Source organism: Jatrophihabitans sp. sgz311053 (assembly GCF_056135305.1).
This window is the reverse complement of sequence record NZ_JBWAXP010000002.1, coordinates 1,164,563-1,176,680: the sequence shown is the minus strand read 5'-3', so window position 1 is coordinate 1,176,680 and position 12,118 is coordinate 1,164,563. Positions and strand designations below refer to the sequence as shown.

Below are 12,118 nucleotides of genomic sequence, written 5' to 3'. Positions count from 1 at the left end.
CCGGCGTGAAGATTCTTCTCGCCGGGGCCTCCGGGCTCATCGGACAGCCGCTGCTGGAGTCCCTGCGTCGCGACGGGCACGACGTGCTGCAACTGGTGCGGCGCGACCCGTCCGGCAGTGGCGAGGCGCGCTGGGAACCGGCCGCGGGCGAGCTCGATCCCGGCCTGCTCGAGGGCACCGACGTCGTGGTCTGCCTCTCCGGAGTCGGCGTTGCGGACAAGCGCTGGACGGGCTCCTACAAGCAGGAGATCGTCCGTAGCCGGGTCGACAGCGTCGGCACCCTGGCCCGGGCAGTAGCGGCGGCGGGACGGGCGACGCCGCTGGTCTGCGCCTCCGCCGTCGGGTACTACGGCGACACCGGCGACCGGGAGATCGACGAGACCGAACCGGTCGGCGACTCCTTCCTGGCCGGCGTCTGCCAGCTCTGGGAGGATGCCGCCGCTCCCGCGCGCGAGGCCGGGAGCCGGGTGGTGCATCTGCGGACGGGGCTCGTGCTGGCCAAGGGCGGCGGGCTACTCAAGCCGCTGTCCCTGGTCACCAAGGCCGGCATCGGCGGCAGGCTCGGCAGCGGACGGCAGTACTTCCCGTGGATCGCGTTGGACGACGAGGTCGCTGCGATCCGCTTCGCCATCGACAACGACATCTCGGGCCCGGTGAATCTCACCGCGCCGCGACCGGTCACGAATGCCGAGTTCACCAAGACCCTCGGTCGCGTGCTGCACCGGCCAACGGTCTTCCCGGTGCCCGCCTTCGCGGCGAAGCTCGTGCTGGGCGAGTTTGCGTGGAACGCGCTCACCGGGCAGAACGCGGTGCCGACGGCGCTGCTCGACGCCGGGTTCCGGTTCCGCTACCCCGACCTCGAGCCCGCGCTGCGCGCCGAATTGGGCCGCTGACCCGGCACGGGGCCGCCGCCCAAGGACCGTGGCCGCTGACCCGGACCGTGGCCGCCGACCCGGCACACCGTCACCGAGCCGTCGGCCGGTCAGACCGGGGCGAGGGCGACGATGCGAGCGCCCGATCGGTCCCGCACCAGCTCGATACGGAGTCTGGTCGGGCCGACGGCGGCGAGGCGCCGGTCGGTGCGGCCGGGACAGTGCAGCAGCGCGGCGGGGATGCGTGCCGTCGCTCGGAGGCTGGCCCGCGCGGTCGCCCCGTCGCGTGGCCGTGGTGTCACACTGACGTTGCTGTAGCGGGTGCCGGCACCCCGTAGCGAGCAGCCGACCGGCACGATGAGCCGGAGGCGGGCGGCGTCCTCGCGGCGCAGCGGCCCGGCCGGGTAGACGCGGGACATCAGGCCCGGGTCGCGCTCGGCGTAGGCGCGGGCACGGAGCCGGTCCACCGACCGCAGCTCGGCCGGCCAGTCGACGCGAGCTGCGGTCTGGCGCATGTCACCGTCCGACCTCACCAGCCGCAGACCCGCGATCAGCGCCGCCGCCAGCAGGACCACCACCGCGACGAAGACGGTGGCTCGGCGGGCCGTCCACCTGCCGGGGCGGCGGCCGGCACGCACGGGCAGCTCGGGGCGGGCGCGCTGCACCGCGATCGTCGGGGGCAACCGTCCCCGTCGCGGCGCTGCGGGCTCCCCCGCGGCTCCGGCGGCTCCCCCGGCTCCGGCGGCTCCCCCGGCTCCGGCGGCTCCGGCGGCTCCGGCGGCACGGAGCGCCGGGTTGCCCACCCTCGCCGCAGCGGCGACGCGCGGCGCGGCGGACTGCCCCACGGTTCCGGCAGAATGCAGGTCCGGCTCACCGACCCTCGCAGCGCAGACGGCGCTCCCGCGCGGACCGGCGCGGTCGGCGACGGCGGCCACGCGCCGCGCCGCCATCGACCCGGCCGCGTGTCGCGGCGCGTACGGCGGACCGGCGCCGCCGCGTCGCAGCTTCGGCGAGGTCTGCCCCGGTTGCGGCGGCTCGTCCCCGCCGATGGTGACGGCCGCCCCACCCATGACAACCCCACCGCCCGTGACCGCCCCGCCGCCCATGACTGCACCGCCGTGGTCCGGCGCGAGCAGCGGACGTCCGGCCCGCAGCTCGACGGCCACCGGGGTCCCGCTGTGCCGCAGGTCGAGCGCGAAGTCGGCTGCGGTGCCACGGCGCGGCACGTCCTGGTCCAGGGCGCGACGGATGACGGCTGCCATCCCGTCCGGCACCCCGGCGGTGGCGAGGCGCGCGAGCGCAGCCGAAGTGTCACCGCGACTTGCGGCGGCCAGTAGTGAAGCCACGCTCCCCCCGGACCACAGCGGCTCGCCGGTGAGGGCATGCAGCGCCACCGCGCCGAGCATGTAGACGTCGCTGGCGGTGGTGGGCGCCCCGCCGACGGCGACGCCGGGATCGAGGTAGGCCAGGGTGCTCTCGGCGTTCGACTCGTCGCCGGTCAGCCGGCTGACGCCCAGGTCCGCCAGCAAGGCCACCCCGCCCCGGGTGAAGAGGACATTGGCAGGTGAGACGTCGCCGTGAACCACCGCATGACGATGGACGTAGGCCAGCGCCGCCGCCACCGGCGCCAGCGCCGTGATCGTCTCGCCCGGTGTCAGACGCCCCCGCGCGGCGAGGAGGTCGGCCAGCGAGCCGCCGTCGGCAAGATCGAGGACGAGGACGGCGGCATCGGGCGTCGACACCACGTCGTGCAGCCGCACCAGGTTGGGGTGATCCAGGACGCTCAGCAGCGCCGCCTCGCCGTGGGCGCGCCGCACCTGGTCGGCGTCGGTGAGCAGCAGCCGCTTCAGCGCGACCGGCTCGCCGTTGCCGGCCACACGGGCACGCCACACCTCGCTCGACGCGCCACGGCCGAGCAGCTGCTCGACGGTGTATCCCCGTAGCTTCCATCCGGCCACGACTGCAGGCTAGGCGCGCCCGCGGTCGGAATCGGCGTTGTCCACAGGGCGGATCCGAGCAGCTGCGGCAGCGCGCCGCGGTCCACTCACTAGGGTCGGGGCATGGTTGCCGACTCCCCCACCATCCTCGCGACGTCCGGCGGGCTCAAGGCCGGCCGCAGCACGACGTGGGAGTTCAACCGGCTGATCGACTTCGCCGTGGACCTCGCCGGCGTCACCGGCCGCGCGCCCCGCGTCTGCCTGCTCGCCACTGCCCAGGGCGACAAGGACGCCACCATCGTCAACTTCTACGACGCCGCGCGGGTGGCCGGCTTCGACGCCTCGCACCTAGCGCTCTTCCCGATGCCCAACATCCCGGACATCGCCGCCCACCTGCTCGACCAGGACGTCGTCTGGGTGGGCGGCGGCAGCGTCGCCGGCCTCCTCGCGATGTGGCGACTGCACGGCGTCGACGAGGCGATGCGCGCCGCGTGGGAGGCCGGTGTCGTCCTCACCGGGGTGTCGGCCGGGTCGATCTGCTGGCATGCCGGTGGCACCACCGACTCCTTCGGTCCCGACCTGCGACCGGTGACGAACGGCCTCGGCCTCGTCCCGTTCAGCAACGGCGTCCACTACGACTCCGAGGAGCAGCGTCGGCCGCTCTTCCAGCGCCTCATCGCCGACGGCACCCTGCCCGCCGGCTACGCGACCGACGACGGGGCCGGCGTGCTCTATCGCGGCACGGACTTCGTCGAGGCCGTCACCGAGCGCGACGGCAAGCTCGCCTACCACGTCGAACGGGGCCCCGGCGGCAGCAGCGAGGCTGCCGTCGAGACCCCGTTGGAGACCCGCAGGCTCTGATCAGTCCTTCGCGCCGGCCGCCGCCAGCTTGGACGGCCACCAGATCTTCTTGCCGATGTCGTGGGCCAGCGCCGGCACCAGGATCGAGCGGACGACGAAGGTGTCGAGCAGGACGCCGAAGGCCACCGTGAAGCCGATCTGGGCCAGGAAGACGATCGGCAGCACCCCGAGCACCACGAAGGTCGCCGCCAGCACTAGGCCGGCCGAGGTGATCACGCCACCGGTGACGGCGAGACCGCGGGTGATGCCCTGTCGCGTGCCGTGGCGCACCGTCTCCTCACGTACCCGGGTCATGAGGAAGATGTTGTAGTCGATGCCCAGCGCCACCAGGAAGACGAAGGCGAAGAGCGGGTAACCCGGATCGGCGTTGGCGAAGTCGAAGACGTGGTTGAAGAAGATCGCGCTCACCCCCAACGAGGCGAGGAACGACAGCACCACCGTGATGATCAGGATGATCGGGGCGAGCAGGGCCCGCAGCAGCAGCGCCAGCACCACGAGGATCACGGCCAGCACGATCGGGATGATCAGGTTGCGGTCGTGCCGTGAGGCGTCCTGGACGTCGAGGTTGGACGCCGACTGCCCGCCCACGAGCGCGTCGGCACCGCTCACCTTGTCCAGCGCCGTCCGCAGCCGGTCCACGGTCTGGTAGGCCGCGGTCGAGTCGAAGCTGGACGTCAGCTGCGCGCTGATGAGGATCTTGCCGTCCCGGGGGGTGGCCTGCACGGACGACGGCGGGCACTGCTGCCGCGCCTGCGCCGCCACGAACTGCGCCCGCTGCGCCGAGGAGAGCGAGGTGATCTTCCCGTAGTCCAGGGCGACGCAGACACCGTTGCCCGCCGAGGAGATCCCGTCCACGCGCTTGGCCGCGGCGATGACGTCGTCGGCCTTGTCGTCGTTGGCGAGGATCTGTGCCGGTGCACCGGCACCCTTCTCCTGCGGGAAGGCGGCGTCGTAGATCTCCTGACCCACCACGGCCTGCGGCTTGCTGGTGAAACCGTCCTGGGTGGAGAGCCCCTCGGTCTTGAGCCCGATGACCGCGAAGGCACAGGCGATGAGCACGACCGCGGCGCCGATCCAGCTGCGCCGGGCGTTGCCGGCGACCTTCTCGGCGAAGCGACCCCACACCCCGTGGTTCTTCAGCAGGTCGGCCTGCCGATCGAAGTTCGGTCGCTTCGGCCAGAAGATCCAGCGGCCCGAGATCACCAGCAGCGTCGGCAGCAGCGTCAGCATGACCAGCACGGTGGCGGCGATGCCGATCGCGCAGACCGGGCCGAGCCCGGCGGTCGAGTTCAGCTCCGCGAAGGACAGGCAGATCAGACCGAGGATGACGGTCATCGCCGAGGCGACGATGGCGGGGGCGGCACCCTTCCAGGCCGCGACCATCGCGTGCAGCCGGCTCTCGTAGACGTGCAGCTCTTCGCGGTACCTGCTGATCAGCAGCAGCGCGTAGTCCGTACCGGCACCGATGACGAGCACCGAGAGGATGCCCTGGCTCTGGCCGTTGAGCGTGATCACCCCGTTCTTGGCCAGCGGGTAGATCACGAGGGCCGACGCACCGAGGGCCAGCACCGCGCTGAAGAGCGGGAAGAACCAGAGCACCGGGCTGCGGTAGACGAACAGCAGCAGGACGATGACCACGATGCCTGCCGCGAGGAGCAGGCTGGTGTCCAAGCCGTCGAAGGCGTCGATGAAGGCGACGAGCAGGCCCGTCGCACCGGCGCTGTAGACCTTCAGCCCGTCCGGTGCGCCCTTCTTCGCGATGTCGAGGACCGCGTTCTCGTTGTCGACCAGCTGGGTGCCGTCGAGGCTGTCGCCGTTGGCCTTCTTGCCGATGAGCGGGACCGAGACCGAGGCGACCGTCCCGTCCTTGCTCACCGCGGCCGCCGGCGGGATCTCCTGAGCCGAGACGCCCTTCGCCGAGCGGAACTTGGCGATGTCGGAGCTGATCTTGGTCTTGTCAGCGGCGGTGAGACCGCCGGCGCGCTTGTAGACGACGAAGCCGGGGATGGACTGGCTGCCCACGAACTTCTGCGTGGCATTGGCGACCTTGGTCGAGTCGGCCGAGTCGGGCAGGAACGACGAGCTGTCGTTCTTCTGCACCTCGCCGAGCTTGCCTTCGTAGGAGCCGCCGGCCGCGCCGACGAGGAACATGATGATGCCGAGGGCGAGGACGACCCAGACGGCTTTGGGCTTCGCGGGCTTCTCGGACGTCGGGTCCGACGCCGGGGACGGCGGGGTATCGGTCATGGTCACGGCAGAACCGTAGCGGTGGAGACCGACAGGACTCGATGGGGTTTTGCCCCCAATCACCCCTGACATTCGTCAGACGAGACCCCTACTTCGCATCACCGTCCGGGTCGTACCGTGGAGGGTGTGAGCGACGTGCAGATCGTCCGCGCCGGGACCGTCGACTACCGGCAGGCGTGGGACCGGCAGCGTGAGCTGCACCGGCAGGTGGTGGAGGGCACGGCGCCGGACACGGTGCTGCTGCTCGAGCACCCGTCCGTCTACACCGCGGGCAAGCGCACCGAACCGCACGAACGGCCCTTCGACGGCACCCCCGTCATCGACGTCGACCGGGGCGGCAAGATCACCTGGCACGGCCCCGGCCAGCTGGTGGGGTACCCGATCGTGAAGCTCCCCGACCCGGTCGACGTCGTGGCCTACGTGCGCCGCCTGGAGGGCATGCTCATCGACGTCTGCGCCGAGTTCGGCGTTACCGCCGGACGGGTGGAGGGTCGCTCGGGCGCCTGGGTCGCCGGCACTCCGGACCGCAAACTCGGACAGATCGGCATCCGTGTCGCCCGTGGCGTCACGCTGCACGGCTTCGCCCTCAACTGCGACCCCGACATGCGCTTCTTCGCCAACATGGTCCCGTGCGGCATCCCCGACGCGGCTGTCACCTCACTGTCGCAGGAGACCGGCCGGGACGTCACGGTCGCCGACGTGCTGCCGCTGGTCGAGCGTCACCTGCCGGCCGCGCTGCACGGCAGTACCGTGGTCTCGTGATGTCCGTATGACCGCCGTCCAGCCCGAGGGCCGCAAGATGCTGCGCATCGAGCAGCGCAACAGCGCCGTGCCGATCGAGCGCAAACCCGAGTGGATCAAGACCCGCGCCAAGATGGGTCCGGAATACACCGAGCTCAAGTCGCTGGTGAAGTCCGAGGGCCTGCACACCGTCTGCCAGGAAGCCGGCTGCCCCAACATCTACGAGTGCTGGGAGGACCGGGAGGCGACGTTCCTCATCGGTGGCGACCAGTGCACCCGGCGCTGCGACTTCTGCCAGATCGACACCGGCCGGCCGAAGCCACTGGACCGTGACGAGCCGCGCCGTGTCGCCGAGAGCGTCAAGACGATGCAGCTGCGCTACGCGACCATCACCGGCGTTGCCCGTGACGACTTGGTCGACGGTGGAGCCTGGCTCTACGCCGAGACCGTCCGCCAGATCCACGAGCTGAACCCGGGCACGGGTGTCGAGAACCTCGTCCCGGACTTCAACGGCATCCCCGAGCTGTTGACGCAGGTCTTCGAGAGCCGCCCCGAGGTGCTGGCGCACAACGTCGAGACGGTGCCACGCATCTTCAAGCGCATCCGGCCGGGGTTCCGCTACGAGCGGTCGCTGGACGTCATCCGGCAGGCCCGGGCCTTCGGACTCGTCACCAAGTCCAACCTCATCCTCGGCATGGGCGAGAACCGCGAGGAGATCAGCGAGGCGCTGCAGGACCTGCACGACGCGGGCTGCCAGCTGGTGACCATCACGCAGTACCTGCGCCCGTCGCCGAAGCACCATCCGGTCGAGCGCTGGGTCAAGCCGCAGGAGTTCGTCGAGCTGCGCGAAGAGGCCGAGGAGATCGGCTTCGCCGGCGTCATGTCCGGCCCGCTGGTCCGGTCGTCCTACCGCGCCGGTCGGCTGTACCGGCAGGCGAGGCGAGCGTAGCGGGGCTAGTAGTCGCACACCGCCTCTTCCCCTGTGCAGTGGTCGATTCTCCGCATCGGATATGACCACACCGCAGGGGAAGAGCCGTGGGCGCTACTTGACCAACCGTCCGTACGTGACGTCGGAGCTCCAGATCCGCTGGTAGCGGATGCCGTCGCGCGGCGTGGCGGCGGCGTACTGCTTGTGGTGGCCGGCGTAGATCGCGACGTGGAAGGCCGGCTTGCTGTAGAAGACCAGGTCCCCGGGACGGGCCTTGCGAGCCGAGACGCGCTTCATGTGCTTCATCCGGCGCTGCCCCTCGGCGTTGTGCGGCAGCTTCCCGGCCTTGGCCTTGGCGTAGACGTACTGGGTGAATCCGGAGCAGTCGAAGCCGCGACGGGGCGAGTTGCCGCCCTCGGCGTAGCGGGCGTGGCCCACGAACGACTTGGCGATCGAGATGATCCGCTTGGCCGCCGGCGAGGTGGCAGCCTCGGCCGGCGTGGCCACCAGCAGCGAGAGCGCGCAGGCGGCGACGGCGAGGAGGGCGACGGTCAGGCGGCGAAGAGCAGGCACGGGGACCGAGTATGCATAACGGATCGGTAAACACCAAACGCAGACCTCACAAGGAACCTACGGCTGCGCGTCCGTGACGGGGCCAACTATCCTCGACGGTATGGCGACAGGCGCGCGCGGCAAGGCCGGCAAAGCACCCAAGGTCAAGCTCAGCGGCGAGGAGAAGAAGGCGCTGCGCACCGCGAAGCGTGAAAAGCGGCGGGAGACCTGGCGCAACGTGCGCCAGGCGTTCGTCATCACCAAGAACAACGACCCGAAGTTCCTGCCGACGCTGATCGCCGTCATGGTCGTGGTCGCGGCGGTGGTCTTCGCGCTGGCGTTCCTGGTCACGGACTCGTTCGTCTTCCCGATCCCGCTCGCGCTGCTGATGGCCGTCTTCGTCGGCATGCTCTTCTTCTCCCGGCGGGCGCAACGGTCCATGTTCGCCCAGGCCGAAGGACAGGCCGGCGCCGCCGGCTGGATGCTGCAGCAGCAGCTGCGGGGCGACTGGCGCCTCACCCAGGCCGTCGCGGGCACCACCCAACTCGACGCCGTCCACCGTCTCGTCGGACGGCCGGGGGTCGTCCTCGTCGGCGAGGGGGCGCCGCACCGGCTGCGGGGGCTCATCGCGCAGGAGAAGAAGCGCACCGCCCGCGTCGTCGGCGACACCCCCATCTACGACATCACCGTCGGCACCGGTGAGGGCGACATCCGGCTCGGCAAGCTGAACCGCTATCTGCTCAAGCTGCCGGCCAACCTCTCCAAGGACCAGGTCGGCGCGCTGGAGAAGCGGCTCGCCGCCCTCGGCGGCGCCAAGTCGCCGCTGCCGCAGGGTCCGATGCCGCAGGGCGCGAAGATGCGCAGCATGCAGCGCACGGTCCGCCGCAAGTCGTGACGGCCCCGCAGCGCCCGCAGAAGTACCGCGGCGAGGCCATCGGCCTGCCCGAGTCCGGGCGCGGCTCGCTCGCCACCGGCGGGGTCCGGCTCGGTGCCTTCCTCATCGACATCGTCGCCTCCGGCCTCGTCGCCTCGCTCTTCGTCCGGGGCAGCGGGAAGGGTGTCGAGGGTGCCCTGCCGCAGCTGTGGAGCTACGTGCCGTTCGTGCTCATCTACGTTCTCGGGGTGCTCTTCGCGGGCCGGACGCTCGGCATGTACCTCACCGGCCTGCGCCTCATCCGCGTCGACCGGGACGCGGCCATCGGACCGGGTCGGATCCTCGCCCGGACGGCGCTGCTCTGCATCCTCATCCCGGCCGTCGTCTTCGACCGGGACGGCCGCGGCATGCACGAGCGGCTCACCGACACCGCCGTGGTCCGCAACTGAGCGCGGCGCCGGCCGCACCCGGTGCCCGCGCCACAGCCGCGCAACCGGCCTGAAACAATGCCGACGTAGCGTCGCCGCCGATTCCCCATACCTGTCAACGGAGGACGGATGTTCAGCAGTCCCGACGAGGTCTTGAGCTTCGTGAAGAACGAGGGTGTCGAGTTCATCGACGTCCGTTTCACCGACCTGCCCGGCCAGCAGCAGCACTTCAACGTGCCCGCGGCCACCCTGCCCGACGACTTCTTCACCGAGGGCGCCATGTTCGACGGCTCCTCGATCCGCGGTTTCGCCGCGATCCACAAGTCGGACATGAAGCTCATCCCCGACGCCGAGACTGCCTTCGTGGACCCGTTCCGCAAGGCCAAGACGCTGAACCTCAACTTCTCCATCGTCGAGCCCCGCACCGGTGAGCCCTACGAGCGCGACCCCCGTCAGGTCGCGGCCAAGGCCGAGGAGTACCTCAAGAGCACCGGCATCGCCGACACCGCCTTCTTCGGCCCCGAGGCCGAGTTCTACGTGTTCGACGACGTGCGGTTCCAGACCGCCCAGAACGAGGGCTTCTACCACATCGACTCCATCGAGGGCGCCTGGAACACCGGACGCATCGAGGAGGGCGGCAACCGCGGTTACAAGACGCGTTACAAGGGCGGGTACTTCCCGGTCCCGCCGGTCGACCACTACGCCGACCTGCGCGACGAGATGAGCACCGCGCTCATCAACGCGGGCCTCAAGCTCGAGCGCGCGCACCACGAGGTGGGCACCGCCGGTCAGGCCGAGATCAACTACGAGTTCAACACGCTGCAGAAGGCAGCCGACGACGTCCAGAAGTTCAAGTACATCATCAAGAACGTCGCCTGGGCCGCCGGCAAGACCGCCACCTTCATGCCGAAGCCGCTCTTCGGCGACAACGGCTCGGGCATGCACTGCCACCAGTCGCTGTGGAAGGACGGCTCGCCGCTGTTCTACGACGAGCTCGGCTACGCCGGCCTGTCGGACCTCGCGCGCTACTACATCGGTGGCCTGCTGCACCACGCGCCGTCGCTGCTGGCCTTCACCAACCCGACGGTCAACAGCTACCACCGGCTGGTGCCGGGCTACGAGGCGCCGGTCAACCTGGTCTACTCGGCCGGCAACCGCTCCGCCTGCATCCGCGTCCCCATCACCGGCTCGTCGCCGAAGGCCAAGCGCATCGAGTTCCGCGTGCCCGACCCGTCGGCCAACCCCTACCTCGCCTTCTCGGCGATGCTGATGGCGGGCCTGGACGGCATCAAGAACAAGATCGAGCCGGCCGCCCCGGTGGACAAGGACCTCTACGAGCTCCCGCCGGACGAGCTCGCCTCGATCGCGCAGGTGCCGGGGTCGCTCGGCGAGGTGCTCGACCGCCTCGAGACCGACCACGAGTACCTCACCGAGGGCGGCGTCTTCACCGAGGACCTCATCGAGGCCTGGATCACCTACAAGCGCACCGCCGAGATCGACCCGATCCGGCTGCGCCCGCACCCGCACGAGTTCGAGCTGTACTACGACGTCTAGGAGCCGAGCGAAGCCGAGCTTGCTCAAGCTTCCGAGTGACAGCGTCTAGGAGCGAGTGAAGCCAAGCTTGCTTGTGCTTCCGAGTGACGACGACGCTGTTGAGCCGCGAAGTGGCGATCACGACGACGTCGCTGCGCCGCGCAGCGGCGATCACGATGTCTGAGTCGTCCTGACCCACGAGGCCCCGGTTCGCCGGGGCCTCGTGGCGTTTTCCGGCCCCTCACCCGCCGCCCGAAGAAAGCGGCGGGGTCGTCTCGACCTCCCCGTGTTCTGCACGCGTATTCGGGTGCAGAACACGGGGACGAAAATCGACGTCGAGTCCGCGCTGTGGCACCAGGCCGTCGCTGCTGTCAGGCGACCCTTTTGCGCCGTTGCGGGACGTTGGTCCCGCAACGTTGACTCAACGTCCTCTGCCCTGGCGAAAAGGGCCCGAAAAGGGCGCGAGTATGCCCGTTCGCGTTGACCGCTAAACCGGCGTTAGGCGAAGATGGTCCCGGCCCGCCGCACCGATCCAGCGACAGTGGGTTCGATCCGACGGGACGTCATGTTCATCCGCATGGTGGACGAGAGCCTCGAGCTCATGCTGCGCACCGAGCTGCCCTTTCCCCGCGAGATCGGTGACATCAGCTTCGACATCCCCAGCTCGCAGTGGTCCGGCGGCATCACCCGCCCGACGGTGAACCTCTTCCTCTTCGACATCACCCGCAGCTCGGTGCCGAACCGCGCACCGGTGCGCCGGGTCGATGCGAACGGCAAGGGCGAGCGGCGGGCGCCGCAGCCCATGATCGAGCTGAACTACATGGTCAGCGCCTGGGTCGGCAACGACGTCGTGGAGTCGCATCAGCTGCTCGGCGAGGTCATCAGCCGCATCGCCGGCCTGGACATGGTGCCGGCCGAGTACACGACGCCCGCGCTGACCTCCTCGATCCTGCTCTCCTTCGTCGAGGACGACCGCCACCGCGCGCGCGACATCTGGGCCGGCGCCAACAACAGCCTGCAGGCGGGCTTCTCGATGCACTGCACCGTCGCGGCCGACACCTTCGGCTGGACCGTCGAGCCCGCCCCCGTCACCGGCATCGCCAGTTACACGCGACGCCCCGGCGACACCGGGACCGCCGAGTGAG

11 protein-coding genes are annotated in these 12,118 nt (G+C 70.3%); 8 read left to right on the top strand and 3 right to left on the bottom strand.

Going from position 1 to position 12,118, the window contains the following annotated elements:
• Positions 1-5: 5 nt before the first annotated feature.
• Entirely contained in the window at positions 6-893 is an 888-nt protein-coding gene (locus AC0NZQ_RS14475; RefSeq protein WP_474530574.1) for a TIGR01777 family oxidoreductase, read from the top strand.
• An 89-nt stretch (positions 894-982) separates the two neighbouring features.
• Here AC0NZQ_RS14475 and AC0NZQ_RS14470 read toward each other — a convergent pair whose 3' ends face one another.
• Entirely contained in the window at positions 983-2,830 is a 1,848-nt protein-coding gene (locus tag AC0NZQ_RS14470; RefSeq protein ID WP_474530572.1) for a serine/threonine-protein kinase, read from the bottom strand.
• Between the two features lie 102 nt (positions 2,831-2,932).
• Between AC0NZQ_RS14470 and AC0NZQ_RS14465 the strand changes: the two genes are divergently transcribed.
• Complete coding sequence (locus tag AC0NZQ_RS14465) at positions 2,933-3,670, top strand: Type 1 glutamine amidotransferase-like domain-containing protein (protein WP_474530571.1); 738 nt, start codon at positions 2,933-2,935, stop codon at positions 3,668-3,670.
• Here the strand turns inward: AC0NZQ_RS14465 and AC0NZQ_RS14460 are convergent, their stop codons facing one another.
• A complete protein-coding gene (locus AC0NZQ_RS14460; RefSeq protein ID WP_474530570.1) occupies positions 3,671-5,923 on the bottom strand; it encodes an MMPL family transporter in 2,253 nt (750 codons plus the stop codon).
• Positions 5,924-6,043: 120 nt separating this feature from the next.
• Between AC0NZQ_RS14460 and lipB the strand changes: the two genes are divergently transcribed.
• Positions 6,044-6,679 carry a lipoyl(octanoyl) transferase LipB gene (lipB, locus tag AC0NZQ_RS14455; RefSeq protein ID WP_474530569.1) on the top strand — a complete coding sequence of 212 codons (636 nt, stop codon included), beginning with the start codon at positions 6,044-6,046 and terminating at the stop codon, positions 6,677-6,679.
• Between the two features lie 7 nt (positions 6,680-6,686).
• The gene (lipA, locus tag AC0NZQ_RS14450; RefSeq protein ID WP_474530568.1) at positions 6,687-7,607 is read left to right on the top strand and encodes a lipoyl synthase; all 921 of its coding nucleotides are present in this window, start codon (positions 6,687-6,689) and stop codon (positions 7,605-7,607) included.
• A gap of 93 nt (positions 7,608-7,700) precedes the next feature.
• Here lipA and AC0NZQ_RS14445 read toward each other — a convergent pair whose 3' ends face one another.
• A complete protein-coding gene (locus AC0NZQ_RS14445; RefSeq protein WP_474530567.1) occupies positions 7,701-8,159 on the bottom strand; it encodes a C40 family peptidase in 459 nt (152 codons plus the stop codon).
• 100 nt (positions 8,160-8,259) lie between these two features.
• On the opposite strand from AC0NZQ_RS14445, the gene AC0NZQ_RS14440 reads away from it, so the two are divergent.
• From AC0NZQ_RS14440 to AC0NZQ_RS14425, 4 genes are all read left to right on the top strand, one after another.
• Complete coding sequence (locus tag AC0NZQ_RS14440) at positions 8,260-9,033, top strand: DUF4191 domain-containing protein (protein WP_474530566.1); 774 nt, start codon at positions 8,260-8,262, stop codon at positions 9,031-9,033.
• The gene (locus tag AC0NZQ_RS14435; RefSeq protein WP_474530565.1) at positions 9,030-9,461 is read left to right on the top strand and encodes an RDD family protein; all 432 of its coding nucleotides are present in this window, start codon (positions 9,030-9,032) and stop codon (positions 9,459-9,461) included. The genes AC0NZQ_RS14440 and AC0NZQ_RS14435 overlap by 4 nt, the downstream gene beginning before the upstream one ends.
• A 108-nt stretch (positions 9,462-9,569) precedes the next feature.
• On the top strand, positions 9,570-10,994 hold the full coding sequence (glnA, locus tag AC0NZQ_RS14430) for a type I glutamate--ammonia ligase (protein ID WP_474530564.1): 1,425 nt from the start codon (positions 9,570-9,572) through the stop codon (positions 10,992-10,994).
• A 556-nt stretch (positions 10,995-11,550) separates the two neighbouring features.
• Complete coding sequence (locus tag AC0NZQ_RS14425; RefSeq protein WP_474530563.1) at positions 11,551-12,117, top strand: Pvc16 family protein; 567 nt, start codon at positions 11,551-11,553, stop codon at positions 12,115-12,117.
• Position 12,118 lies beyond the last annotated feature (1 nt).